A 25142-nucleotide genomic window follows, 5' to 3' on the forward strand; every position below is an offset into this window, starting at 1 on the left:
GAAAATCATATTATTGGTAATTCAAAGTCCAGTAATAAGTACCATCTCCAGCAATGACGTAAGCTACTGCAGCTTGAGTCGTATTAGGATTCATAAGCAATTCACGAACACCACTATTTAACCATTTATTAGCGACAACTGAACCATCTGATTCTCGACGGTAGACAATACCAATGCATTTATAATCGTTTACAATATTATGTTAAGTAATATTTATTTGATTGTCAAATTATTTTATGAATAGAAGTTTTTAATAAGAGGATTACACCCCCCTAATATCTTAATGGAAATTGTGTGTAAGTTTTGTAAAAATTTCATACTCTTTCGAAATGTAAAAATCACTAACAGAAAAAGCCTTCACAGTTATAGAAGGCTTCGGACAATATTAACGATTATCAATATTTTCTGGGTAGAGGTCGTGATTAAAAAGGCGTTGCTCTGCCATTTTTTCATACTTAGTTTCTGGACGACCGTAATTATAATATGGATCAATCGAAATACCACCACGAGGTGTAAATTTACCCCACACCTCAAGGTAGCGAGGATTCAAAAGCTCTACCAAATCTTTACCAATGGTATTGATACAATTTTCGTGGAAATCTCCGTGATTACGGTAACTAAAGAGGTAAAGCTTCAATGATTTAGACTCAACACAGAGCTGGTCTGGAATATAAGAAATATAGATGCTGGCAAAGTCAGGCTGCCCAGTAATCGGACAAAGTGAGGTAAATTCTGGACAGTTGAATTTGATAAAGTAATCATTATCAGTGTGACGATTATCAAAAGACTCCAAGACTTGTGGAGAGTATTCAAAAATATAAGGTGTCTCCTTGTTACCTAGGAGAGTGAGGTTTTTCATTTCTTCTTGTTGTGACATTTTTCTTCCTTTTTTCTTGTATAATTTTGATGGTTTAGGATACACTTTCATCCTTCCTAAACACCACGCTCATTGTCGTAGAGTAGGGTATGCAGTTGAGGGAGGACACGGACGTTCCCCCACGAATCATCTGCAGCTACTGTCTCCCAGAGTTCTTTGAGACGTTCTAGTTGGTGCTGGACAATATTTCCTTCTGCTTTGGGTTCAGGATTACCAGCTGAGAGAAACATCACATCTGGTTGATAACGTTCCTGAATCATTTTAGCAAAATCCAAGTCAGCATCGTCAAAAACAGGAACCTTGAAGGTCACTTTATCAGGATCAAGCTGAGAGACAATAAAATCAAGTGTTTCCAAATTGACTTCCATCTTTGATGATGGTGGTTTAGGGCTTAGAGTGACCTGATCAATATCTCTTAGCCACTCCTGCCAACGAGATCCTTGGGTTTCAACAGCCAAAGTTACGCCTCTCACCTTGAGTTTTGAAACGAGTTCCGCCATATTGGCTGCTAAAAGCGCCGGATTTCCTCCAGATAGAGTAACATAGTCATAGGTACCGAGCGCATCCAAAGCTGCAATCACTTCATCAGCTGTCATTCGAGTAGGCTTCTCTGAGCCATCCCAAGTGAAGGCTGAATCACACCAATCACAGTGGTAATCACACCCTGCTGTTCTCACAAACATGGTCTTTTGCCCGATGGCTCGACCTTCCCCTTGAAAGGTCGGCCCAAAAATTTCAAGAACTGGTAGTTTAAGTACTCGCTCTCTAGTCATCCAACCACTCCCGTCTAAACTCTGCAAAAGCTGTCGGTGTCTCATATAGGCGTACATATTCCAAACGAAGCCCTCTTTCCTCAGGCAGATGTTGACTCGTCGTTTGGAAAATCCAGAAAACCATATTTTCCGCAGTCGTGTTCATATAAGGCAAAGTCTCATTGAGGTAGCGGTGATCCAGTTGAGGTTCCAGATAATTCTTATAAATATTCTTAAGATCACCAAAATCATAGGTCATACCACGCTCATCCAAATACCCACTGACTGCAATCTGGAGATGATAAGTATGACCATGAAGGGACTTGCATTTTCCTTCATAATGAAAGAGATGATGGGCGGCATCAAAAGTAAACTCTTTAGAAACCATTGTACGGTGAGGATTATAAACCAAAGACTCACCTGTTTCAGTCTTGATTTCTTTAGGTGCAAAAAACATTAAGCTTCTCCTCTTTCTGCAAGATATTTTTCAAGACCTCTTTGACGCAAATGACAGGCAGGACATTCCCCACATCCTGTACCTATGATACCGTTATAGCAAGTCAGCGTTTTTTCACGAACATAGTCAAAAGCTCCCAGTTGGTCAGCCAACGCCCAAGTCTCAGCCTTATCCAACCACATGAGTGGCGTTTGGATGACAAAATCATAGGCCATTGCAAGATTAAGTGTGACATTAAGTGATTTGACAAAGACATCACGACAGTCCGGATAACCAGAAAAGTCAGTCTCACAAACACCTGTCACAATATCAGTAATCCCACGTTGCTTAGCCAACACAGCAGCAAAAGAAAGGAAAAGATGATTACGCCCGTCCACAAAGGTATTAGGCACTTCACCTTCTTTAGACTCAATCTCAATATCAGATGTTAAGGCATTTTCAGTGATTTGTCCAAGTAAGGACATATCCAAAACATGGTGTTTAAGACCTTGTTCTTGCGCAATCTTTTTAGCTACTTCAATTTCCAAGCTATGACGTTGACCGTAAGCAAAAGTAACTAATTCAACAGTTTCATAATGTTTTAAAGCCCAAAAAAGGCAGGTTGTAGAGTCTTGACCGCCACTAAAGACGACCAAAGCAGATTGACGTTTCATAATATTCCTCTTTATCTCTGATGTCTGAGACACATAAAAAGCTCCCTTGAGGGAGCTAAAAAACGCCATTACTGGTTTTTTTTAGCGATGGTGTCTCCCAAACATCGAAAATTTATTTCAGCTATAGTTTATCACAGTTGAGCCAAAAAGAAAAGAGCCAAGGCTCTCATCATTAATCAATCTCAGCAATAACTTCGATTTCAATTTTAACATCTTTTGGCAAGCGTGCCACTTCAACTGCTGAACGAGCAGGGAAGTCAGCTTTAAATGCAGTTGCATAAACTTCGTTAAATGGAACGAAATCGTTAATGTCACTTAGAAAGCATGTTGTTTTGACAACATGATCAAAATCTGTTCCAGCTTCCGCCAAAATGGCACCAACATTTTTTAGCACTTGTTCTGTTTGTTCTTGAATGGTTTCACCAATGATTTCACCTGTTTCTGGTGACAATGGTACTTGACCAGAAGCAAACAAAAGATTTCCTACGATTTTACCTTGAACATAAGGACCGATTGCTGCGGGTGCTTTATCAGTATGAATAGTTTTTGCCATGATAGTTCTCCTTTGACTAGTATGTTGTTATTATAGCAAAATATTCAGAAAATTGAAACAGGTATTTTCAAAAAGAAAAGAATTAGCTCAAGACTAATCCTTCTCCTATTATTTCAAATATTTTTTGACATAGTCATAGTAATCTGGCTTTTCTTTTTTATTGAGCGCAAAGAGCATTTGGCCTAAAGATTTCACACGACTCGATTCTTATTGTAAAGGATGTGCCTACTTTACCACAATTTTTAAAGATAAAAAAACTCTCCCTGCACAGCAGAGAGAGTTCGTTCGGATTTTGTTAAGCAAGATGCTATTATCCAATTTAAACTTATGTAGACTAATCAAAGTCTGGAATATTAATCCATCTTTGTCCCTTTATTTATTATCTTGCCCATTTTCCCCAATCCAATCAGTAAGAGAGGGAAAGAGAATAGCGTTACAAGGCCCAGGATGATAAAGACTACTACAAATCCATAACTATCGATGAACCAACCCGTCAGTGGGAAGATGACAATCATGGATAGACTAAACATCATCGAATTGATGCTCAGCATGGTTGCCCGTACACTGGATGGTAAATAGCCTTGTAAATCATTGTAGTAAATGGGTTGATAAACCGCATAAAGTGCATTGGTCAAGAGATAAACACTTAGATAGGCGAATGGAGTTCTCAACCATACCAACAGCAAGGCCAACCCTGTCAGCGCAACCAGAATTGGAAAGACTTGATTGCTATTCCATTTTTTCCCGATTTGACTAGCTAGATAAACAGCTAGAAGATTTAAGAGACTACCAACAAGCATGATGAGCGATACTTGCCAACTGGCTAGGTCACTGATTTTCTGTTGGTAGTAAAAATAAAACATACACATGAAGGTTCCTAGCAGTTGATAGGTGAGCATCCAGTAAAATAAGACCGGTTTCTCCTGCCATTCTTGTTTCACCACCACCAATATCCGTTTTAAGGTTAAGCTATCTCTTTCATCACTCTTAGTTTCTGGCTCCTTCATCAGAAAAATCAAGAGAATGGAAACTAATGAAAGGCCAATCGCAATATGATAGGTCCAGGCCAAGGCTCCGTGAACAAAGAAACCAGCAACAACTGTACCTAGAGTTTGGGTGACTTCTGTTACACCAGACAAAAAGCTAGAAATCTGAAGATAGCGGTCCTTTTGATCTGCTTCAACTGCTGAATCATATAAGAAAGCCGTACTGGTCCCCGAGTCAAAATTGTAAGACCAAGCATTGACCATCATGGCAATCGCATAAATCCAAAAATTTCCCTGACCAAGTAAAATCAAGACAGAGGATCCAATACTGGCCAAGCGAGCCAAATAGAGATTGGTCTTGTAGCTAAACCGATCGGCCAACATACCTGATGGAATCTCACACAAGAGACTTGTCCCATGAAAGATACTTTCTAGTAAACCGATTTGAAGTAAGGAAAGACCATTCTGAATGAAAAATAAAATCCAAAAACTGGTGATTCCAAAATAAGATGTGAATTCCAGTCCTGCTAGAAGTGGAATATTGCCTTTGTAAGTTCTTTTAAACATCGTTTTCTCACTTTCAATATGTAATTTGATTGTTTCTAAAAGACTTACTTAGAGTTGCCTACATTTTCCTCACCTCTTTCATTTAAAGTAAAAACGCCAGTTGGCGTTTTTATTTCAGATACTTTTTGACATAGTCATAGTAATCTGGCTTTTCCTTTTTATTGAGCGCAAAGAGCATTTGGCCTTTCAGGGACTCTTTATCATTATTGGGTTGCAAAAAGAGGGCTGTCTCTTTTGATTTTGTGGGGAAAAATACAGTATAACTGGTTTCATTTCCCTGGTCTTTCAACTTAAGAGAATAATAAGTAAAACCATCTTTAGCTTTAGGACCATTCAAAGTATAATCATAGTCCTGCTTACCAATCGTTACTTTATCTTTCTTAAAAATGATCTTATAATCTTTTTTAAGAGCATCCTGAGCTTTCCACTCACCTTGTAAAGAGGGAGCAGATTTGCTACAAGCAACCATTAAAACCAAACAAAGTAAGGCTGACAAGCCAAGTAACCATCTTTTCATACACCTGCACTCCTAGAAAATTGACTTATGGTTTGATACGATGCAACATACGTGGGAATGGAATAGCTTCACGAATGTGTTTCGTACCAGCTACAAAGGTAACCATACGTTCAATACCAATACCAAAACCACCGTGAGGTACTGAACCGTATTTACGAAGGTCAAGGTAGAATTCGTATTCTGTGCGATCCATACCGAGTTCATCCATCTTAGCAACAAGCGCATCGTAGTCATCCTCACGCATTGAACCACCGATGATTTCTCCGTAACCTTCAGGTGCCAAAAGATCGGCACAAAGAACACGCTCAGGATTACCAGGAACTGGTTTCATGTAGAATGCCTTGAAACTTGCTGGATAGTTAACAACGAATGTTGGAACACCAAAATAGTTAGAAATCCAAGTTTCATGTGGTGAACCAAAGTCATCCCCATGTTCAAGATGCTCGTAGTCTGTATCTTCGTCATTTTCATGGGCTTGAAGAAGGTCGATTGCTTCATCATAAGACACACGCTTGAAAGGCTCAGCAATGTATTTCTTAAGAAGATCGACATCACGTTCAAGAATTTCAAGAGCTTGTGGTGCACGGTCAATAACACCTTGAATAAGAGCTTTGACATATGCTTCTTGCAAATCAAGCGACTCATCATGTGATAAGAATGAATACTCAGCATCCATCATCCAAAACTCAGTCAAATGACGACGTGTTTTTGATTTTTCAGCACGGAAAACAGGACCAAAGTCAAAGACACGACCAAGAGCCATAGCACCAGCTTCAAGATAAAGCTGACCAGATTGGCTCAAGAAAGCAGGTGTTCCAAAGTAGTCTGTCTCAAACAATTCTGTTGAATCTTCGGCAGCGTTACCAGACAAGATTGGACTATCAAATTTGATGAAGCCATTTTTATCAAAGAAATCATAAGTTGCATAGATAATGGCATTACGAATTTGTTGGATAGCCATTTGCTTACGTGAACGCAACCAAAGGTGACGATTATCCATCAAGAAGTCTGTACCGTGTTCTTTGGGTGTGATTGGGTAATCTTCAGATTTACCAATAACTTCCACTGCTGTTACATCAAGCTCATAACCAAATTTAGAGCGCTCATCTTCTTTGACCACACCTGTCACATAGACAGATGTTTCTTGACTAAGGTGTTTGACAACATTAAATTTTTCAGTACCTTCTTCTTCACCGAATTTTTCGATAAAGTTAGGTTTGAAAACGACAGCTTGGAAGAAAGCAGTCCCATCACGCAACTGAAGAAAGGCCAATTTCCCTTTTCCAGATTTGTTAGCTACCCAGGCACCAATAGTGATTTCTTCACCAACGTGTTTAGGCACATCAATAATTGAAACTAATTGTTTAGACATGTAAATTACTTCTCTTTTCTGTTGATCTATATTAAAATTTATTTTTCCATAAATGCTTTGATTCGGCTAACAGCCTCTTTCAAAGTATCTAGGTCTGTAGCATAGCTGAGACGAATATTTTCAGGAGCACCAAATCCTGCTCCAGTTACCAATGCGACTTCAGCCTCTTCAAGGATAGCATTGGTAAAATCATTGACATCTGTATAGCCTTTGATTTCCATAGCCTTTTTAACATTAGGGAAGAGGTAGAAGGCACCTTGAGGTTTGATAACCTCAAATCCAGGCACTTCAGCTAATAGTGGGTAGATGGTATTCAAACGTTCTTCAAAAGCTTGACGCATTTCTTCGATAGAAGTTTGATCTCCTGTCAAAGCCTCAATAGCAGCGTATTGAGAAACGGCTGTAAGATTAGAGGTTGTTTGACTGATGACCTTAGCCATACCTGCAATAATCTCTGGATCACCAACAGCAAAACCAACACGCCAACCTGTCATGGCATAAGTCTTTGAAACACCATTGATGACAATAGTTTGCTTACGAATGGCATCAGAAAGACTTGAAATCGGTGTGAAACTATTGCCATTGTATACCAAGCGACCATAGATATCATCAGCTAAAATCAAAATATCATGCTCAACTGCCCAATCGCCAATTGCTCGCAATTCTTCCTTGCTATAAATCATTCCGGTTGGATTTGATGGCGAATTAAGCAAGACCACTTTCGTTTTTTCAGTGCGAGCTGCCTCAAGCTGTTCTACTGTTGCTTTAAAGTGATTTGCTTCAGTCGTTTGGAAAGTGACCGGAACACCTTCAACCATTTTCACTTGATCTACATAAGAAACCCAACAAGGCGTTGGAATGATTACTTCGTCACCAGGATTGATAACAGTAGCAAAGAAAGCGTACAAAATAAACTTAGCACCAGTTCCGACTACAACTTCATTTGGTTTTACAGAATAACCATAGAATTTGTCCATATAGCTACCGATAGCTTCTTTGAGTTCTGGAAGACCAGAGGCTACGGTATAAAAACTTGCTTTACCACTTTCGATAGAGGCAATAGCAGCTTTCTGAATATTCTTTGGAGTAACGAAATCTGGCTCTCCAAGTGTCAAACTCAAGATATCACGTCCTTGAGCTTTTAGGGCTTTAGCACGCGCACTGGCTGCTAAAGTAACACTTTCACCCATTTCTAATACACGATTTGATAATTTTGTCATTTTTATAGTCCTTCCACTTTAATAACCTGACCCGAGATAAAATCGACCAGAAAATACTTGGTTCCTGACTTCACTTCCCAAATAGGAGTTTTCTTATACTTTCCTAAATGCACATAAGATATCTTCTTAGCACCATACGCCTTGGCAGCTTTCTCTGCTACCGACTTACTAATACCATCAGACTGCTTGTAAATATCAACCACACCTGAATCTTTACTGACAATGAGGGCAAGCTTTTCACCTTTACTCGTTTTACCAAGAAGACCATAATAGGTTTCTAGACCATGGTAGATATCAAATTCAGAAACAGTCCTAATATCCGCCTTACTCTCAGCTATGGCAATCACTTGCTTTTCAGCATCAATATAGGGCTTTGTCGCTACAATCAGTAAAGCTGTCATAGAGGCAATTAAGGTCGCAACGATTGTAATTATTCCCAAAATAATCTGTTGCTTTTTCGTCAAAGCTGATCGTTGTTTACGCATAATTTCTCCTAAAAAAGTTTCTGAAATTATTATATCAGAAAATGATAAATCTTTACATAGCTATGTCGCTAGTAATGGATATTTAACGTCATCTTTTTAGGTCTGAGAAACTCTTTCATCTTAAAATTTGATTGACATTATATAGCTAACTTTCCTTTTGCAGAAATGTCTGGATATCTTCATTGAATGTCTTAAATTTAGTTCGTTCAAGCGAAATCTCTTGAGATACTTCTTTCAAAAATAGCTTCCCATAGCTCTTGACTAGGGGGCGGTTGTCTAAAAGAAGTATAGCTGAACGCTGATCCGGACGTCTTTGCGAACGCCCAATAGCCTGTTTAAAACGCAAAATTGTCATAGGAAGACTGTAGCTATTAAAAGTATGCTTTCCTTGTTTAGAAAACCACGACTCCAATTTTTGATAGAATGGATCTTTAGGATTGTCAAATGGAAGACGTGCGATGACCTCAATAACCCTATCTTGTTGAGCAAAATCAACACCTTCCCAGAAAGAACCCATTCCAAGAAGCATATTAGTCTCACCTCTATCAAACCGTTTTTTGACGTTAAAAGCCGTACCGTTCTTTTCTTGAGTGAGGTGATGTACTTCCTGTAAATCCAGCAAATCTGAGACAGCTAACATGCTTTTTCGAGATGTGAATAAGACTAATATAGGATATTCCGTTTTAGTCAACTTCTGAAGACGTTTTGCGACAGCTTTATCATAGTCTTCTTCAGATACAACACCAATCATAGGCATGCTTTGATCAATCCAAATTGCCTGATTGAGAAGATTGTCCATTGGAAGACTAACCTTATGCACCTGATTTAGCCCTAATAAATCTGCCACATCAACTTCAGGACCAATATCAATGGTTGCTGAGACAATCAACACCTTCTGAGCACTCGGAAGATAGGCAGACAGTTTCAAAAGTTCCTGACGTGAAGCCTTTAGATAAGACACCCGATGTTCCTGATAGTAGTCAGTTTCAAGCCAAAAATGGCTGTAAAGGGGTGTTTGCAACGGAGATAACATTTTCACCAAACCGCTTTCCCCTTCAAGTTCAGTTATGGTCTGAAGCAAACAATCTAATTGCTGACGATTATACTGTTTTTGTGGGAATTGTTGGTGTTCCTGAATCAAATGACTAATTTCAAACTGCAAATTTTCAAGTAAACGCTGTTGCAGTAAGGATGGGTTACCATGATCAAGAATACGATGGATCTGTTGCAAAAGACTTGTTAAATTCACTTGGTAACGAGAAAATTGTTCTAAAGCCAGAACCATCTTTTGCCCCTCATCAATGACAAGCGTTTTCCCTCTGACAAAATCATGGTCATCCTCCATACGGGTTAAGAGATAGGCATGATTAGTGACAACAACTTTAGCCTCTTTGGCCTTTTGATAGGACTGTTGCCAAAAATCGTAATCCTTAAAAAGACTATCTGCCTTTAACTTACCATCATGTTTAATCTCATCAAAATAAGCCATGTAGCGCTGCTTCTGTCTTATCTCGTCAAGATCACCAGTCTCCGTATCTGTCAACCAAACCAAAAGTTGCATCTTATAGCGATTGACCAAACGATTACTATCCTGACGTAGTAAGGTTTGATAAAAGGCATCCAACTTAATATAATTCTGCGGTCCCTTAAGGCTGTGAAAATTAATATTAAAGATTTCAGCTAAACTTTTAGCTTCTTGACTCATAATTTGATTTTGAAGAAGCTTGGTCGGAACAGCTACAACGACTTTATCTACATTTGCTTGTGCCAAAATGGTAAGAAGATAGCCATATGTTTTCCCAATTCCTGTCTGAGCTTGAATCATGGAAATGTCAGTATTATCCAGTTCTTTTCTGACCGCCTCAGCAAACTTTTCTTGCTTAGGTCTTGTTTCCAAACCTAGGAGTGCAATATTGGTTTCAAAATCTTGAGATAATTTGCGTTCGTTCTTATAAGTCAATGGCTTTCGAAGGACAATACCAGACTCCTCAAGCATGATATACTCTTTTGCAAGTTCATGCTTTTGTCCTCTTATGGCATCACGAATGACTAACTCAGACTCAAAAAGCAAATTATCAGAAAAGGTCAAGAGTAAATCAATGGTTTGTCTAGGTAAACTAGCTATTTTATCCATTAAATGAAAAAGAAGTTGACCTGTAGCCCTTGCATCCTCAATAGCAGTATGGGCTTGAGCTAAGTCAAGATTTAAGACCTTAGATAAATGAGAGAGTTTATAGTGTTCCAGTGTCGGATAAAAAACCTGAGCCAACTCAACTGTATCAACACGGGGTGTCCTTAATTCATAGCCCTCCATGAAAAGAGCTTCTGAGAGTAGGTTGGCATCAAATTTGACATTATGGGCAACAAAAATACAATCTTCAATTAAGTCAAAAATCTTACGAGCAATTTCTGAGAAATCTGGTGCCTGGGCTAACTGCTGATCTGTAATACCCGTCAAATGAATAATATGATCATCGAGTTTTTGGTGCGGGTTCACATCACTTGCAAATTCGTCAATCACCTGACCATTTTGCATGATGACAATTCCCACCTGTATAATACTAGCCATTGACGAAGCAGATGTTGCTTCCAAATCAACAATGGCATATTTATTGGTGTTTTTTTCACTCATAGTGACCTTATTATAGCATATCCAAAACACCAAAAAAAGACAAAGTCTTTATTCCAACAATGGAAAAAGCCTAAAAATCGTGTTACACTAGTCCTATGAAAATAAAACGAATTTTAAACCCTGTTGCTCAGGAGAATACCTATATTTTAGAGAACGATACAGCTTGTTTAGTCATTGATCCAGGAAGTGATACTTCTAAAATCTTGACTGAGCTTGAAGTTATTTCCAAACCCATCGCAGCCATCCTTTTGACCCACACGCACTACGATCACATTATGAGTGTTGAAGCTGTCCGTCAAGCGCATGAGCATCCTCCTGTTTATGTCGCTGAGGCTGAAAAAGACTGGTTGATGAATCCTGTCGATAATTTATCTGGTCTTCCACGTCATGATGATATGGAGGATGTTATTGTCAATCCTGCTGACTACTACTTTGATTTCACCAAGGACTATAACATTAGCGACTTCTATTTTAAAGTTGTCCCAACACCTGGACATTCTATCGGTGGTGTTTCCTTTATCTTTGACAAGGAAGAGACTGTTTTTTCTGGTGACGCCCTCTTTAAAGAAACAGTTGGGCGATGGGACCTTCCAACAGGTAACCACGACCAGTTACTCTCTAGTATTCAAAAGCAACTCTTCACTCTTCCTAATCACTATCTCGTTTTCCCAGGTCATGGATGGGACACCACTATCGGTCACGAAAAAGTCTTTAACCCACATTTTTCATAAAAAGATAAGCTCATCACTGCCGTTTTCACTTTGGCAATGTTGGGCTTTTTGAGTACAGAAAAAGAAGACCTTTAGGCCTTCTCATCTGAAACTCTTTAGCGAGCTTATTTAGATTTAATATAGTTAACACCATCTGCTTTAGGTGCTACGGCTTTACCGAAGAATGCAGCCAAAACAATAATTGTCAAGATATATGGTGCAATTTGCAAATAGACGTTTGGTACATGTGAAATAACAGGCAACTGTTTTCCAATGATTGCCAATGATTGTGACAATCCAAAGAACAAACTTGAGAGCATAGCACCAATTGGGCTCCAACGACCGAAAATCATGGCAGCCAAGGCGATGAAACCAGGACCTGCAATCGTTGTAATGGCAAAGTTGTTTGAGATTGATTGTGCATAAACCGCACCACCAACACCACCAAGGAAACCTGAAATCATAACGCCATAGTAACGCATACGATAGACGTTAATCCCAAGTGTATCTGCTGCCTGTGGGTGTTCTCCGACTGAACGAAGACGCAAACCAAAGCGAGTCTTAAAGATAAGCCACCATGATGCTACTGAAACCAAGATAGCAACATATGCTACCAAAGAAACATTAGTGAAGAAAACTTTACCCAAGAAAGGGACACGATCTAAGATTGGGAAGGACACAGTCTTAAAGTTATAACTGATAGCAGGTGTTTGACCAGCACCATAGATAACACGTGTCAAGAACACTGCCAAAGATGGTGCGATAAGGTTCAACACTGTACCAGAGACAACATGGTCAGCTCGGAAGTTAATTGTCGCAACAGCATGGAGCAATGAGTAGAGAACACCAACCAGACCTGCTACAATCGCAGCAATCCAAGGTGTCGCATCTCCAAAACTTTCTGCAAAAGTCAAGTTAAAGAGAACACCTGCGAAAGCACCAATTACCATAATTCCTTCAAGGCCGACATTTACGATACCGCCTCGTTCAGAGAAAGTTCCACCGATACTTGTAAAAATCAATGGTGCTGAATACTTCAACATAGAGGCAACGATCAAGGCTAAAATAGTAATAAAGTCCATATTAGTTTTGTCCTCCTTTAGCTTTCACTGATTTATGACGAGGGCGAACCCAATATCTAATGATGTAGTTAGCACCAACAAAGAAGATTATCAAGGCTGATACAACATCGATAATTTCAGGTGGCACACCAATCATACCACTCTTACCAATAGACAAGACACCATAAAGAAGTGCGGCAAATGGGATACCGATAGGTGAGTTAGACGCTAAGAGCGCAACCGCCATACCGTTCCAACCGATAGCCAATGAAGAGTTTTGAACGAAGACATTTTGGAATGTCCCAAGACCTTCTACTGTTCCTCCAAGACCACAAAGAGCACCTGAGATAATCATTGACATGATAATAACACGTTTAGATGACATCCCTGCATACTCTGACGCATGAGGATTAAGACCTACAGATGTAATTTCAAAACCAGTTGTTGTTTTCTTAAGCAAGAACCAAACTAAGAAGGCAGCCGCAAGAGCCAGGAAGAAACCAATATTGAAACGTGAACCACCAGTTATTTGAGATAAATACTCTGTTTGATAACTAGCTGAGGCTACAACCTTGTTAGAAGCTTCTGAGGAACGCAACATATCAGCTGTAAATCCAAAGCGAATAATATTGTTTGCCACATACAAAATGATGTAGTTCATCATAATGGTTACAATGACCTCACTTGTTCCCAAGTAAGCACGGAGAATACCTGGAATAGCCCCAGCGATACCGCCTGCAACCAGGCCAATGATGACTGTACAGATAACTGAAACCACCTTTGGCAAATCAGGAAATGATAAAGCAAACCATACGGCAGAAACCCATCCTGCCAAGGCCTGTCCTGGCAAACCAACGTTAAAGAAACCTGCCTTAGATGCAACAGAGAATCCAAGTGCAATCAGAATCAGCGGACTCATGGCACGAAGAATTTCACCAATATTTTTCAATGAACCAAAGGCCGTTGAGAAGAGATCATAGTAAGCCCAGAATGGATCGTAACCGAAAATTAACATCAAAACGGCTCCAATCAGCATTCCCAAGAGGACAGCAATTAAAGGAACTGCCCAATTTTGTACTTTTTTAGACATTTGCTTCCTCCTTATTCAATTGTCCACCAGCCATAAGAATACCAAGATCTTGCTTATTCGTTTCAGCAGGATCTAGAATTCCCTGAATTGCACCATCATAGATAACGGCAATTCTGTCTGACATATCAAGAATTTCATCCAATTCAAAGCTGACAACAATAACAGCCTTACCTTTATCACGTTCAGCAATAATACGTTTACGGATGTACTCAATGGCACCAACGTCAAGACCACGAGTTGGTTGACTGACAATAAGAAGTTCTGGGTCACGGTCAATCTCACGAGCGATAACAGCTTTTTGTTGGTTACCACCAGACAATTCACCACCAGCAATTAATTCTCCTGCACCTCGAACATCAAATTCTTTCATCAATTCACGCGCTTTTGCATTGATGACACTATAGTTCAAGATACCATTCTTAGAATTTGGCTCTTTGTAGTAGGTTTGAAGAGCGATATTTTCAGCAACTGTCATTTCAAGGACCATACCATCACGATGACGATCTTCAGGAATATGACCAACACTCATCTCTGTAATCTGACGAGTTGTCTTATGAATAATCGATTCACCCTTGATAGTAATATCACCTGACTTAACTTTACGAAGCCCTGTAATCGCTTGGACAAGTTCTGTCTGACCATTGCCATCGATACCGGCAATACCAATTATCTCACCAGCACGCACATCTAATGACAGATTTTTAACAGCAGGAATTCCACGGTTCTCGTTAACCACCAAATTTTTAATAGAAAGAACAACTTCTTTTGGATTTGAAGGAATTTTCTCTGTCTTGAAGGAAACCTGATGACCAACCATCATTTCAGCCAAATCAGCATTTGTTGCCCCCTCAATCGTTACCGTATCAATTGATTTACCACGTCTAATAACCGTAACACGATCAGAAACAGCACGAATCTCATCCAACTTATGGGTGATAAGGATAATAGACTTACCTTCCTTAACCAAGGTTTTCATGATGTTTAGAAGTTCCGTAATTTCAGAAGGTGTCAAAACGGCTGTAGGCTCATCGAAAATCAAAATATCAGCTCCACGGTACAAGGTTTTGAGGATTTCAACACGTTGTTGAGCACCAACTGAGATATCTGCTACCTTAGCTGTTGGGTCTACTGCAAGACCGTATCTTTCAGATAGTTCAGTAATTTCCTTGATAGCCTTCTTCATATCAAGGACTCCACCAGCTTTGGTTACCTCACTACCCAGGATGATATTCTCAGCAACTGTAAAAGCTTCAACCAACATAAAGTGTTGGTGAACCATTCCAATCCCTAGTTTCGTTGCTTTAGACGGTGAATCAATCGTCACCTCTTGACCTTTAACCTTAATGGTTCCGCTCGTAGGTTGCAAAAGACCTGAAAGCATATTCATTAAAGTTGACTTACCTGCACCATTTTCACCGAGGAGGGCATGGATTTCTCCTTGTCTCACATCAAGATTGATATGATCATTTGCCACGAATTCACCAAATTTTTTGGTAATATCGTGCATCTCAATGACATTTGGCTTCGTCATACAATCTCCTTTCAAGAATAATTTTTATTTCAGCAAAGGGGATCATTAACTGCTTCCCTTTGCTGAGACAAAAATTGTCTCAGTTTAAGCTCTATAAAAACTTATGCTTAACTATTATTTGCTAAGACCATCTGTTGGTTTCAATTCACCATTCTTGATTTGATCTTTAGCTTTTACGACTGCATCTTTGATATCTGAAGGGAGATTAGATGTTACAATGTCCACGCCACCGTCTTTGATACCGTAAGTCTTAGTTTTACCACCTTCAAATTTATCGCCTTTGAGTTGTCCGTTAGCGATATCTTTAACAACTGTACCAACTTGTTTGATTGTTGAAGTCAAAACAAAGTTAGATTTTTTCTTGTCTGAAGATGTATAATTACCTTCTGCTGTTTGGTCACGGTCAACACCGATTACCCATACTTTTTTATCACTGTCAGCATCAAGTTTTTCGTTAACTTCTTTAGCAGCTGTGAAGACACCAGTACCAGTACCACCAGCAGCTTGGTAAATTACGTCAACGCCTGAAGCGTACATTGTTGAAGCGATTGTTGTCCCTTTAGCTGCATCAGAGAATGATTCAGCATATTGAACTTGTACATCAATGTCAGGTTTTACTGACTTAGCACCAGCTGTGAAACCAGCTTCAAAACGTGTAATTGTGTCTGATGTTTGACCACCGATGAAACCAACTTTATTTGTTTTTGATTGCATAGCTGCTGCGATACCTGCAAGGTAAGCACCTTCGTTATCAGCAAACAAAACGCTTTCAACGTTCTTTTGGTCTTTAATAACATCGTCAATAATTACATAGTTCACATCTTCGTGTTCTTTAGCTGCGTCTGCTACTGCATCATGAAGAGCAAAACCAACACCAAAGATGAGATTGTAGCCTTGACTTTGTGCTGAAGACAAGTTTGTTGCAAAGTCAGACTCTGAACCAGATTGGAAGTAATTGTAGCCAGAATCTTTTTCAAGTTTGTTAGCTTTACCCCAAGCTTGAAGACCTTCCCATGCTGATTGGTTAAATGATTTATCATCAACACCACCAGTATCTGTAACAATTGCAGCTTTAACTTTCGAATCAGCTGCTGAGCCACCTCGTCCACCACGAGCACAAGCTGCAAGACCAAGTGCCGCTACAGCAACAAGGCTAAGTCCGATAATTTTCTTGTTCAATTTCATCTTGAACACTCCTCCTATAACTTGCAAGATAACTTGCTTAATAAAGAATAAAATAATTCAGACTATTGTAAGTCTGTAAAAGAGTATGGTAACAACTCTCCGACTGTCATCTCGACTGTCGATTTATCTTCAGCGATAAGAATCACTTTAGAATCTGATTTAAAAAATTCCACCATTACTTGACGACAAGCTCCGCAGGGTGAGATAGGATCTTTTGTATCTCCATATACCGCAAGACACGTAAAATCCCGATGTCCTTCAGAAATGGCCTTAAAAATAGCTGTTCTTTCTGCACAGTTGGTTAAACCAAATGATGCATTTTCAATATTACACCCTTGAAAAACTTTTCCCTCTTTGGTTAGCAATGCTGCTCCAACTCTAAACTGAGAGTAGGGAACATAGGCGTTTTCTGCTGCTAAAAGAGCTGCTTCTATCACCTGAGCTTTTTTAGTAGCATTCATGACTTTCTTGCCCTTTCATAATAGCAACACCTGATGACGTTCCAATACGGGTTGCACCAGCTTTGATAAAGGCTTGTGCTGCTTCAAGTGTACGAGCCCCACCTGATGCCTTAACACCCATGTCAGGACCAACAGTCTTACGCATGAGCGCAATGTCTTCAATAGTAGCACCACCAGTAGAAAACCCTGTAGAGGTCTTAACAAAGTCAGCACCAGCACTCTTAGATAATTGACATGCCTTAACCTTTTCGTCATCTGTTAAAAGACAAGTTTCAATAATAACCTTAACAAGCTTTGTACCGCTAGACTCTACCACTGCTTTAATGTCATCTTCAACTAATTTAAAATTTCTAGATTTAAGAGCACCGATATTGATAACCATATCAATCTCATCAGCCCCGTTAGCAATGGCATCTTTAGCCTCAAAGGCCTTGACGGTAGATGTTGATGCTCCAAGCGGAAATCCTATTACCGTACAAACCTTAACTGAACTATCTTTAAGAAAGTTGGCAGCAGTCTTCACCCATGTTGGATTGACGCAAACACTTGCAAATTGATATTCCTTAGCCTCATCAATTAAGGCATGAATCTGTTCTTCATTAGCATCTGCTTTTAATAAAGTATGGTCAATATAGCTATTAACAGACATAAATAAGCTCCTTAATTAAGTTTAGATGAAGACCTAGGAAATGATTTTTAATATTTCTGTCGGTTTTTTACACACTCTACCAATAATAACATTTTTTTTGAATTCAGTCAGCAATTTTTTACTTAAATTTTCTTGACTATAAACCTTAGCAACAAGGTCTCCTTGAGCCACAGAATCACCGACTTTCTTTTCAAAAACAATTCCAGTTTCGTAATTAAGACTATCCGTTTTTGTAGCACGACCGGCACCTAATTGCATAGCAAATTTCCCGAAAGCCATCGCTGGTAGTTCTTCAATATAGCCGGCTTCATCTGCAAAAATCTCAGTCACAACTGGGGCACTACTTTGGCGATAAAGATCTTGCAAATCTCCCCCTTGAGCTTGGATAAGCTCTTCAAACTTAGCAAGGGCCTGTCCTCCGACTAAATGGTGACGAATATCTTCTTGGCTAACGTCAACTTGGGCTAATGTCAATAATATCTCAGCCAATTCACAGATAAAATCAGTAATATCTTCACGCCCCTTACCTTGCATAATTTCAAGGGCTTCGGTTATTTCCAAACGGTTACCTATGGCCTTGCCTAGAGGCTGACTCATATCAGTAATAACAGCAATTGTTTCACGATTGACTTCACGACCTAATGCCACCATGGTCTCAGATAACTTTTCGGCATCGGACATATTTTTCATGAAAGCACCTTGACCAACGGTAACATCCAGTAAAATCTTATCCGCACCTGCTGCAATTTTTTTAGACATGACAGAACTTGCGATAAGAGGAATGGAATCAACCGTAGCAGTCACATCACGAAGAGCATAAAGCAACTTATCAGCCTTAACGAGGTGTTCTGACTGACCAATCAGTGAAATGCCAATTGCTTTAACCTGCTCAATAAATTCTTCCTTGGTACGCTCAACCTGATAACCCTTGATAGACTCTAACTTATCAATGGTACCTCCCGTATGACCCAGACCACGACCACTCATCTTAGCAACCGGTACACCAAAACTCGCTACAAGTGGCATGAGAATAATAGTGACCTTGTCACCAACACCACCGGTCGAATGCTTATCAACCTTAATTCCTGGAATTTCTGACAAATCATACTGCTCACCAGAAACCACCATCTCCGTGGTTAAATCATGGATTTCACGAATAGACATACCCTGATAGTAAATAGCCATCGCTAAGGCGGCTATTTGATAGTCTGGAATAGCACCAGAGACGTAGCCATTGATAAGATAGGTAATCTCCTCAGTGCTTAATTCTCCACCATCTCTTTTCTTCTCGATTAAATCAACTGTTCTCATATTTTCTCACTTCTCAGGATATAATATCCCTTATCTTTTTTTACCACTTCAGCATTACCAAAAACATCTTCCATCTTAGCCTTTGCTGAAGGAGCTCCTTGTTTTTTCTGAATGACAATAGTCAAAGTACCACCTTGATTGAGATGATCATAAGCTTCTTCAATCACTTGATGAACAACCTTCTTACCGGCACGAATAGGTGGATTCGAAATAACATAATCGAATTTTCCAGTAACACTTTCATAGATATTAGATTGGAAAATATCAACGTCAACCTTGTTTCGTTCGGCGTTTTGTTTAGCCAAATCAATCGCCCTACTATTGATGTCAATCATAGTGACTTTGACACCTTGAACTTTGGCTAGACTAATCCCAAGTGGTCCATAACCACATCCCACATCCAGAAGTGTTTTTCCATCCTCTAAATCCAGTGAATTTAAGAGCACTTGACTTCCGAAATCAATCATCTTTTTTGAAAAAACCCCAGCATCCGTATAAAACTGGAAACTTTCCCCTAGCAAATTTACCTTTAAATCATGAATATCGTGAGCCGCATCTGGCGTCTCAGCATAGTACATTTTTGACATAATGTGTCCTTCTAATTGTAGTTTTTTTCTATTTTATCAGAAATAGAATCCTAACGCTAGTTATATGATAAGGCTTACATTTTCTTGCTTTTTCTGCTATAATGAGACTTATGCTAAATGAATTTATCAATTTTGAGACGATTTCTCGCAAAGAATGGCAACGTCTCCACCAAGAGGCTAATGCTCCCTTGACTGCTGAAGAACTTGATTCCATTCGAAGCCTAAACGATAAGATCGATGTTCAGGAAGTCAGTGATATTTATCTTCCCCTTATCAATCTCATTCGCATTTACCAAAAAAATGCCAACGATTTAACCTTCTCGAAAAGTATTTTTTTGCAAAAAACGCAGACTAACCGTCCATTTATTATTGGTGTTTCGGGTTCGGTTGCTGTCGGCAAATCAACCACCAGTCGTTTGCTCCAACTCTTGTTGCAAAGGACTTTTCCGCAATCTAAGGTCGAACTCGTCACAACTGATGGCTTTCTCTATCCTAACCAAGTTTTAATTGACAAGGGAATCCTTGATCGTAAAGGTTTCCCCGAATCTTATGATATGCCATTACTGCTCAATTTTTTAGACATTATAAAAAATGGTGGGGATGTCGAAATTCCTGTCTATTCTCATGAAATCTACGATATTGTACCAGGGCTAACACAAGAGATTAAGCAACCAAATTTTTTAATCGTTGAAGGAATCAATGTTTTCCAAAACCCTCTCAACCAACGTCTCTATATGACAGACTACTTTGACTTTTCCCTTTATATTGATGCTGGTGTCGATAATATTGAAACTTGGTACCTTGAGCGCTTCCAGACCCTTTTGGATCTCGCAAAGAATGATGAAAAAAACTATTACCATCGTTTCACCAAAATCAGAAAAGAAGACGCTTTAGCTCTAGCACAAAAGACCTGGCGAGATATTAACTTGGTTAATTTGGAAAATTATATCGAACCTACACGTAACCGTGCTGAACTCATCCTTCATAAAGGTGACAATCACAAAATTGACCTCATTCATTTAAAAAAATAGAAAAAGCTTGCCAAGGGACCTAAAATAACGTATAATGACATAGTTAGATAAATTTGGAGGTGAAAACATTGGCAAATATTAAATCAGCTATCAAACGCGCTGAACTTAACGTTAAACAAAACGAAAAAAACTCAGCTCAAAAATCAGCTTTGCGTACTGCTATTAAAGCATTCAACGCTAACCCAACTGAAGAAGCTTTCCGCGCTGCATCAGCAAGCATCGATAAAGCCGCTTCAAAAGGTTTGATTCATAAAAACAAAGCAAGCCGCGATAAATCACGTCTTGCAGCTAAATTGGCTAACTAATCTAAAGCTCCATAAGGAGTTTTTTTAGTGCCTAGAAATCATTAAAAATTAACAACAACCCCTGCTAGCCTAAAAGCTAGCAGGGGTTTTCTTCATGCAATTATACTCCAGTAATTTTAACTTCAAAAATAGTCCCTTTAGGTTGATTATCCTTTACAGTAATCGTTCCCTTAAGTGCAACTACAATTTGTTGTGCTAAGGATAAGCCTAGTCCAAAGCCACCTTTTTGTCTGGTTCTGGCCTTGTCCACCCGGTAAAATCGATCAAAGATTTTTTTCTTATCTGCATCTGAGATACCAGGACCATTATCCGCAACAGAGATATAAAGATGTCGATCATTTGTGCGAACGGTAAAGGTCACCTGTCCATCATCTTCCGTATATTTAACAGCATTGTCAAATAAAATCGTCATCAACTGTTTCAACAAGGTCTTATCAGTCTGAATAGGACGAATAACTTGATTTCGAGCAGTAAAGCCCTTCTCACTTTCTTCAGCAATCATCGCATAATTAGCAAAAACAGTATCGAAGAAAGCTGGATCTATCGTTTCAATCTCTGGCTTAATCCCATCATCACGACGGGCCAAATTCAAAAGATTTGTTGTCAAAAGACGCATATTACGTACTTCATCTAGACTTGATGCAATATTCTCCGAATTGTCTAAAATTGTACTCTCTGGCTTACGGAAAAGAACTTCAAGACGGTTTTGAATGACTGCAATAGGCGTCCTTAACTCGTGACTAGCATTTTCAACAAAGGCCTTCTGCTTTTCCAAACTTTCTTGGATAGGACGTCTTGACCATTTGGCCAGATACATACTTGCTGCTACAGACAACAGCCAGAAGAAACTCATCATAATGACGATTAGCTTAACGTAACGTTCAGTCGCCTCCTCTAACTGAGTCGTGTTGATAGCGATAACAACATACTTAGCATCAGGGTATAGACTACTATCTACCTTTTCAGTAATCAAACGATACTTTTCAGTCTGATTGAAGTAATTCTGAGCACTACCTTGACTAATAATGTCAAGATTACTTCTATCAATTGAGAGATTGGTCAAGCTAGAAAATTTATCAACAGTATTTAAGACTTTGCCATCTTTATCAAGAACGAAAACACTTGTATTAGCAGCCACTGATAAATCATGAGGAGCATCTTCCATCTTAGATTTTTTCTTTTTAGAATCTTGATTATTAGCACTGGTTTTAGGCGGCTCTGAAGACCCTTTGGTATCATATGTCTGATAAATAGTTGTCGTATTGTTTTGATCTACCTCAGAAGTCACAAAGAGTTCTCGTTTCAACATCTCCATTTCCAAATAAGAATTTGATTTGTTTGCTGCAATTTTCAAACTAGAATCAACATTAGAGTAAACACCATAACTCAAAATTTGCAATATCATGACAGTCATGATGAGGAAAATACCAGAAAAAGTCGCAAAGAAATGGATGAAAGTCTTAAAACCGTCTGACTTGATTCTCCTTAAGAGATAATTGAAAAACTTAGTCAGCATTTTTCAAAATATACCCCACGCTTCTCAAAGTTTGAAGGTTAGCCGCAAAGTCAGTTCCCTTCAATTTCTTACGAATTTTTGAAACATAAACCTCAACAACAGAGACGGTAGTATCACTATCAAATCCCCAGAGACGGTCAAAAATTTGTGACTTAGGTAGGATGACATTTTGATTTTGTAGGAAGTAAACCAGCAAATCAAACTCTTTACCTAGAAGTTCCACTTCTTTGTCTCCCACGAAAGTTGAATTCGTAGAAAGATTAACACGGACATCCCCAAAAGAGAGGGTGTTTTGGTCAAATTTACCAGAGCGTTTCAAAAGTGCTTGAATACGCATTTTTAGCTCTTCCAAATAGAAAGGTTTGGTAAGGTAATCATCAGCGCCAAGCTCAAAACCGTGTCCCTTATCATCAAGACTTTCCTTAGCGGTCATAATGAGAACAGGTGTTGTGACTCCTTTTTCACGTAGCTCCTTCAAGACCGTAAAACCATCTTTTTCAGGTAACATAAGATCTAGAAGGATTAAGTCATAAACCCCACTCTCAGCCTCATAAAGGCCTTCATCACCATCAAAAACTTGCATAACATCAGCAAAATCATCTAAAAAATCAAAAACTGAGTTTGACAAACTCAAATCATCTTCAACTAGTAATATTTTAATCATAGTTATCTCCCTTACTAGGTGGAAAACCTAGTCATATATCTCTCTAAGTCTTCCCATTATATCGAAAATACACTTAATCTTCTAGTGCTTTATTTTCTTTCGTTAAGACTCAGTTTATCTTATCTTCCTTAAGTTTTTCATAAATAGAGCAAAAAAACAGCACCAACTGGCACTGTTTCCAAGAAATATTTGTTATTAGAACAAACCAATTGCTGTTCCGTCTTCAGCAACATCCATCTTGAGGGCTGCTGGGGCTTTTGGCAAACCAGGCATGGTCATGACATTGCCTGTAAGAGCTACGATAAAGCCGGCACCAGTCTTAGGAATGAACTCACGAATCGTGATATCGAAGCCTTCTGGAGCCCCGAGTAAGAATTGATTATCAGAGAAGCTGTATTGTGTTTTAGCCATACATACTGGCAATTTGTCCCAACCAAATTCTGCAAATTGTTTGAGCTGGGTTTTAGCTTTTTTCTCAAATACAACTGATTTACCACCATAGATTTCAGTAACAATCTTTGTAATCTTTTCTTCCAAGCTGTCATCATCCGAATAGAGACGTTTGTAATCAGCATTGCCATTTTCAACAGCATCTACTACTGCATTAGCAAGGTCAATACCACCATCAGCTCCATTAGCCCAAATACTAGCCAATTCAACAGGAACATTGATTTCTGCACAAAGTTCTTTGAGGGCTGCAATCTCAGCTTCTGTATCAGCAACAAACTCGTTAATAGCAACAACAGCTGGAATTCCGAATTTACGAACATTTTCAACGTGGCGTTTCAAGTTAGCAAAACCATCACGAACGGCTTGAACGTTTTCTTCAGAAAGGTCAGTTTTAGCGACACCACCATGCATCTTAAGGGCACGAAGGGTAGCAACGATAACAACGGCATCAGGTGTCGTTGGAAGGTTTGGCGTTTTAATATCAAGGAATTTTTCAGCACCAAGATCCGCACCAAAACCAGCTTCAGTAATTGTATAGTCGGCCAAGCGAAGCGCTGTAGATGTTGCAAGAACTGAGTTACATCCATGAGCAATATTGGCAAATGGACCACCGTGAACAAAGGCAGGTGTACCATAAATCGTTTGAACTAAGTTAGGTTTGATGGCATCTTTAAGAATAAGAGTCAATGCCCCTTCAATTTCAAGGTCACGTACATAAACAGGCGTACGGTCGTAACGATAGGCAACAACAATATTTGACAAACGCTCTTTTAGGTCATTGATATCCGTTGCCAAGCAAAGAATCGCCATGATTTCAGAAGCAACAGTAATATCAAAACCATCTTCACGTGGAATACCATTAAGCGGTCCACCAAGACCAACTGTTACATGACGAAGAGCACGGTCATTAAGGTCAACGACACGTTTCCAAATAATACGGCGTTGGTCAATGCCAAGTGCATTTCCTTGGTGAATATGATTGTCAAGAAGTGCTGATAAGGCGTTATTGGCTGTAGTGATAGCATGCATATCACCTGTGAAGTGGAGGTTAATATCTTCCATAGGAAGCACTTGAGCATAACCACCACCAGCAGCACCACCTTTGATACCCATAACTGGACCAAGAGAAGGTTCACGAAGGGCAATCATGGTTTTCTTACCGATTTTATTAAGAGCATCTGCAAGACCGATTGACATGGTTGATTTACCCTCACCTGCTGGTGTTGGGTTAATAGCTGTAACCAAAATCAATTTTCCTGGTTTATTATCTTTGACTGCATTGATTTTATCAAAAGACAATTTTGCCTTGTATTTTCCGTAGAGTTCCAAATCGTCAAAGCCGATTCCAACTTTTTCAACTACTTCTGTGATTGGTTTTAATTCTACACTTTGAGCAATTTCGATATCTGATTTCATGAGACACTCCTCTATATTTTTCTTAGTTTCTATTATAACAAATAGATAGAAAAAACGCATTATTTTTAAGTGAATAGTTTTTATTGTTCGGTTTTTAAAAAATT

At 39.1% G+C, this 25142-nt stretch carries 26 protein-coding genes; 3 read left to right on the top strand and 23 right to left on the bottom strand.

Features of this window, described 5'->3' with window-relative positions; all coding sequences use genetic code 11:
• Positions 1 to 10: 10 nt before the first annotated feature.
• The 12 genes from QRD39_RS10120 to QRD39_RS00295 all read right to left on the bottom strand — a co-directional run bounded on the left by QRD39_RS10120 (position 11) and on the right by QRD39_RS00295 (position 11071).
• Positions 11 to 196 (bottom strand): CAP domain-containing protein, encoded by a 186-nt coding sequence (locus tag QRD39_RS10120; RefSeq protein ID WP_353056649.1) that lies wholly within the window; start codon positions 194 to 196, stop codon positions 11 to 13.
• 189 nt (positions 197 to 385) lie between these two features.
• Complete coding sequence (queF, locus tag QRD39_RS00245; RefSeq protein ID WP_003097375.1) at positions 386 to 877, bottom strand: preQ(1) synthase; 492 nt, start codon at positions 875 to 877, stop codon at positions 386 to 388.
• A 56-nt stretch (positions 878 to 933) separates the two neighbouring features.
• Positions 934 to 1650, bottom strand: coding sequence for a 7-carboxy-7-deazaguanine synthase QueE (queE, locus tag QRD39_RS00250; protein WP_285955237.1), 717 nt, complete (start codon positions 1648 to 1650; stop codon positions 934 to 936).
• On the bottom strand, positions 1643 to 2086 hold the full coding sequence (gene queD / locus QRD39_RS00255) for a 6-carboxytetrahydropterin synthase QueD (protein ID WP_285955238.1): 444 nt from the start codon (positions 2084 to 2086) through the stop codon (positions 1643 to 1645). The genes queE and queD overlap by 8 nt, the downstream gene beginning before the upstream one ends.
• Positions 2086 to 2739, bottom strand: coding sequence for a 7-cyano-7-deazaguanine synthase QueC (gene queC, locus QRD39_RS00260; RefSeq protein ID WP_285955239.1), 654 nt, complete (start codon positions 2737 to 2739; stop codon positions 2086 to 2088). Before queC ends, queD begins: the two co-directional genes overlap by 1 nt.
• A 172-nt stretch (positions 2740 to 2911) precedes the next feature.
• On the bottom strand, positions 2912 to 3292 hold the full coding sequence (locus QRD39_RS00265) for a RidA family protein (RefSeq protein ID WP_008534794.1): 381 nt from the start codon (positions 3290 to 3292) through the stop codon (positions 2912 to 2914).
• 353 nt (positions 3293 to 3645) lie between these two features.
• The gene (locus tag QRD39_RS00270; RefSeq protein WP_285955240.1) at positions 3646 to 4845 is read right to left on the bottom strand and encodes an MFS transporter; all 1200 of its coding nucleotides are present in this window, start codon (positions 4843 to 4845) and stop codon (positions 3646 to 3648) included.
• Positions 4846 to 4954: 109 nt separating this feature from the next.
• Complete coding sequence (locus tag QRD39_RS00275) at positions 4955 to 5362, bottom strand: hypothetical protein (RefSeq protein ID WP_285955241.1); 408 nt, start codon at positions 5360 to 5362, stop codon at positions 4955 to 4957.
• 25 nt (positions 5363 to 5387) lie between these two features.
• Entirely contained in the window at positions 5388 to 6734 is a 1347-nt protein-coding gene (asnS, locus tag QRD39_RS00280) for an asparagine--tRNA ligase (protein WP_021145235.1), read from the bottom strand.
• 38 nt (positions 6735 to 6772) lie between these two features.
• On the bottom strand, positions 6773 to 7954 hold the full coding sequence (locus tag QRD39_RS00285) for a pyridoxal phosphate-dependent aminotransferase (protein ID WP_285955242.1): 1182 nt from the start codon (positions 7952 to 7954) through the stop codon (positions 6773 to 6775).
• Between the two features lie 2 nt (positions 7955 to 7956).
• A complete protein-coding gene (locus QRD39_RS00290; RefSeq protein ID WP_008534800.1) occupies positions 7957 to 8439 on the bottom strand; it encodes a cell wall elongation regulator TseB-like domain-containing protein in 483 nt (160 codons plus the stop codon).
• A gap of 145 nt (positions 8440 to 8584) precedes the next feature.
• On the bottom strand, positions 8585 to 11071 hold the full coding sequence (locus QRD39_RS00295) for a bifunctional DnaQ family exonuclease/ATP-dependent helicase (RefSeq protein ID WP_285955243.1): 2487 nt from the start codon (positions 11069 to 11071) through the stop codon (positions 8585 to 8587).
• A gap of 95 nt (positions 11072 to 11166) precedes the next feature.
• Here QRD39_RS00295 and QRD39_RS00300 point away from each other — a divergent pair, with 95 nt between their 5' ends.
• Entirely contained in the window at positions 11167 to 11802 is a 636-nt protein-coding gene (locus tag QRD39_RS00300; protein WP_285955244.1) for an MBL fold metallo-hydrolase, read from the top strand.
• Between the two features lie 104 nt (positions 11803 to 11906).
• Here the strand turns inward: QRD39_RS00300 and QRD39_RS00305 are convergent, their stop codons facing one another.
• The 8 genes from QRD39_RS00305 to QRD39_RS00340 all read right to left on the bottom strand — a co-directional run bounded on the left by QRD39_RS00305 (position 11907) and on the right by QRD39_RS00340 (position 19656).
• Positions 11907 to 12863 (bottom strand): ABC transporter permease, encoded by a 957-nt coding sequence (locus QRD39_RS00305; protein ID WP_060933762.1) that lies wholly within the window; start codon positions 12861 to 12863, stop codon positions 11907 to 11909.
• A 1-nt stretch (position 12864) separates the two neighbouring features.
• The gene (locus QRD39_RS00310) at positions 12865 to 13932 is read right to left on the bottom strand and encodes an ABC transporter permease (protein ID WP_008534804.1); all 1068 of its coding nucleotides are present in this window, start codon (positions 13930 to 13932) and stop codon (positions 12865 to 12867) included.
• Complete coding sequence (locus tag QRD39_RS00315) at positions 13925 to 15463, bottom strand: ABC transporter ATP-binding protein (protein ID WP_285955245.1); 1539 nt, start codon at positions 15461 to 15463, stop codon at positions 13925 to 13927. Before QRD39_RS00315 ends, QRD39_RS00310 begins: the two co-directional genes overlap by 8 nt.
• Positions 15464 to 15577: 114 nt before the next feature.
• Positions 15578 to 16642 (bottom strand): BMP family lipoprotein, encoded by a 1065-nt coding sequence (locus tag QRD39_RS00320; RefSeq protein ID WP_285955410.1) that lies wholly within the window; start codon positions 16640 to 16642, stop codon positions 15578 to 15580.
• A gap of 68 nt (positions 16643 to 16710) precedes the next feature.
• Complete coding sequence (locus tag QRD39_RS00325) at positions 16711 to 17109, bottom strand: cytidine deaminase (protein ID WP_285955246.1); 399 nt, start codon at positions 17107 to 17109, stop codon at positions 16711 to 16713.
• On the bottom strand, positions 17096 to 17758 hold the full coding sequence (gene deoC, locus QRD39_RS00330; RefSeq protein WP_285955247.1) for a deoxyribose-phosphate aldolase: 663 nt from the start codon (positions 17756 to 17758) through the stop codon (positions 17096 to 17098). Before deoC ends, QRD39_RS00325 begins: the two co-directional genes overlap by 14 nt.
• A 33-nt stretch (positions 17759 to 17791) precedes the next feature.
• Positions 17792 to 19069, bottom strand: coding sequence for a pyrimidine-nucleoside phosphorylase (locus QRD39_RS00335; protein ID WP_285955248.1), 1278 nt, complete (start codon positions 19067 to 19069; stop codon positions 17792 to 17794).
• Positions 19066 to 19656 (bottom strand): class I SAM-dependent methyltransferase, encoded by a 591-nt coding sequence (locus QRD39_RS00340; protein ID WP_285955249.1) that lies wholly within the window; start codon positions 19654 to 19656, stop codon positions 19066 to 19068. Before QRD39_RS00340 ends, QRD39_RS00335 begins: the two co-directional genes overlap by 4 nt.
• A gap of 110 nt (positions 19657 to 19766) precedes the next feature.
• On the opposite strand from QRD39_RS00340, the gene coaA reads away from it, so the two are divergent.
• Both coaA and rpsT read left to right on the top strand, forming a co-directional pair.
• Positions 19767 to 20687 carry a type I pantothenate kinase gene (gene coaA, locus QRD39_RS00345; protein ID WP_285955250.1) on the top strand — a complete coding sequence of 307 codons (921 nt, stop codon included), beginning with the start codon at positions 19767 to 19769 and terminating at the stop codon, positions 20685 to 20687.
• A gap of 68 nt (positions 20688 to 20755) precedes the next feature.
• The gene (gene rpsT, locus QRD39_RS00350; protein ID WP_003093369.1) at positions 20756 to 20992 is read left to right on the top strand and encodes a 30S ribosomal protein S20; all 237 of its coding nucleotides are present in this window, start codon (positions 20756 to 20758) and stop codon (positions 20990 to 20992) included.
• A 100-nt stretch (positions 20993 to 21092) separates the two neighbouring features.
• Here the strand turns inward: rpsT and QRD39_RS00355 are convergent, their stop codons facing one another.
• The 3 genes from QRD39_RS00355 to QRD39_RS00365 all read right to left on the bottom strand — a co-directional run bounded on the left by QRD39_RS00355 (position 21093) and on the right by QRD39_RS00365 (position 25038).
• Positions 21093 to 22508, bottom strand: a complete 1416-nt coding sequence (locus QRD39_RS00355; protein WP_285955251.1) for a sensor histidine kinase — start codon at positions 22506 to 22508, stop codon at positions 21093 to 21095.
• The gene (locus QRD39_RS00360) at positions 22498 to 23172 is read right to left on the bottom strand and encodes a response regulator transcription factor (RefSeq protein ID WP_021145215.1); all 675 of its coding nucleotides are present in this window, start codon (positions 23170 to 23172) and stop codon (positions 22498 to 22500) included. Before QRD39_RS00360 ends, QRD39_RS00355 begins: the two co-directional genes overlap by 11 nt.
• Positions 23173 to 23367: 195 nt before the next feature.
• On the bottom strand, positions 23368 to 25038 hold the full coding sequence (locus QRD39_RS00365) for a formate--tetrahydrofolate ligase (protein ID WP_008534819.1): 1671 nt from the start codon (positions 25036 to 25038) through the stop codon (positions 23368 to 23370).
• Positions 25039 to 25142 lie beyond the last annotated feature (104 nt).

It is taken from the genome of Streptococcus raffinosi (genome assembly GCF_030284685.1).
Lineage (GTDB): Bacteria > Bacillota > Bacilli > Lactobacillales > Streptococcaceae > Streptococcus > Streptococcus raffinosi.

What these genes read in the sequence shown, in the direction of transcription:
- queF (WP_003097375.1), bottom strand. Translation starts at nt 877, where the DNA reads ATGTCACAACAAGAAGAAATGAAAAACCTCACTCTCCTAGGTAACAAG.
- queE (WP_285955237.1), bottom strand. Translation starts at nt 1,650, where the DNA reads ATGACTAGAGAGCGAGTACTTAAACTACCAGTTCTTGAAATTTTTGGG.
- queD (WP_285955238.1), bottom strand. Translation starts at nt 2,086, where the DNA reads ATGTTTTTTGCACCTAAAGAAATCAAGACTGAAACAGGTGAGTCTTTG.
- queC (WP_285955239.1), bottom strand. Translation starts at nt 2,739, where the DNA reads ATGAAACGTCAATCTGCTTTGGTCGTCTTTAGTGGCGGTCAAGACTCT.
- QRD39_RS00265 (WP_008534794.1), bottom strand. Translation starts at nt 3,292, where the DNA reads ATGGCAAAAACTATTCATACTGATAAAGCACCCGCAGCAATCGGTCCT.
- QRD39_RS00270 (WP_285955240.1), bottom strand. Translation starts at nt 4,845, where the DNA reads ATGTTTAAAAGAACTTACAAAGGCAATATTCCACTTCTAGCAGGACTG.
- QRD39_RS00275 (WP_285955241.1), bottom strand. Translation starts at nt 5,362, where the DNA reads ATGAAAAGATGGTTACTTGGCTTGTCAGCCTTACTTTGTTTGGTTTTA.
- asnS (WP_021145235.1), bottom strand. Translation starts at nt 6,734, where the DNA reads ATGTCTAAACAATTAGTTTCAATTATTGATGTGCCTAAACACGTTGGT.
- QRD39_RS00285 (WP_285955242.1), bottom strand. Translation starts at nt 7,954, where the DNA reads ATGACAAAATTATCAAATCGTGTATTAGAAATGGGTGAAAGTGTTACT.
- QRD39_RS00290 (WP_008534800.1), bottom strand. Translation starts at nt 8,439, where the DNA reads ATGCGTAAACAACGATCAGCTTTGACGAAAAAGCAACAGATTATTTTG.
- QRD39_RS00295 (WP_285955243.1), bottom strand. Translation starts at nt 11,071, where the DNA reads ATGAGTGAAAAAAACACCAATAAATATGCCATTGTTGATTTGGAAGCA.
- QRD39_RS00300 (WP_285955244.1), top strand. Translation starts at nt 11,167, where the DNA reads ATGAAAATAAAACGAATTTTAAACCCTGTTGCTCAGGAGAATACCTAT.
- QRD39_RS00305 (WP_060933762.1), bottom strand. Translation starts at nt 12,863, where the DNA reads ATGGACTTTATTACTATTTTAGCCTTGATCGTTGCCTCTATGTTGAAG.
- QRD39_RS00310 (WP_008534804.1), bottom strand. Translation starts at nt 13,932, where the DNA reads ATGTCTAAAAAAGTACAAAATTGGGCAGTTCCTTTAATTGCTGTCCTC.
- QRD39_RS00315 (WP_285955245.1), bottom strand. Translation starts at nt 15,463, where the DNA reads ATGACGAAGCCAAATGTCATTGAGATGCACGATATTACCAAAAAATTT.
- QRD39_RS00325 (WP_285955246.1), bottom strand. Translation starts at nt 17,109, where the DNA reads ATGAATGCTACTAAAAAAGCTCAGGTGATAGAAGCAGCTCTTTTAGCA.
- deoC (WP_285955247.1), bottom strand. Translation starts at nt 17,758, where the DNA reads ATGTCTGTTAATAGCTATATTGACCATACTTTATTAAAAGCAGATGCT.
- QRD39_RS00335 (WP_285955248.1), bottom strand. Translation starts at nt 19,069, where the DNA reads ATGAGAACAGTTGATTTAATCGAGAAGAAAAGAGATGGTGGAGAATTA.
- QRD39_RS00340 (WP_285955249.1), bottom strand. Translation starts at nt 19,656, where the DNA reads ATGTCAAAAATGTACTATGCTGAGACGCCAGATGCGGCTCACGATATT.
- coaA (WP_285955250.1), top strand. Translation starts at nt 19,767, where the DNA reads ATGCTAAATGAATTTATCAATTTTGAGACGATTTCTCGCAAAGAATGG.
- QRD39_RS00355 (WP_285955251.1), bottom strand. Translation starts at nt 22,508, where the DNA reads ATGCTGACTAAGTTTTTCAATTATCTCTTAAGGAGAATCAAGTCAGAC.
- QRD39_RS00360 (WP_021145215.1), bottom strand. Translation starts at nt 23,172, where the DNA reads ATGATTAAAATATTACTAGTTGAAGATGATTTGAGTTTGTCAAACTCA.
- QRD39_RS00365 (WP_008534819.1), bottom strand. Translation starts at nt 25,038, where the DNA reads ATGAAATCAGATATCGAAATTGCTCAAAGTGTAGAATTAAAACCAATC.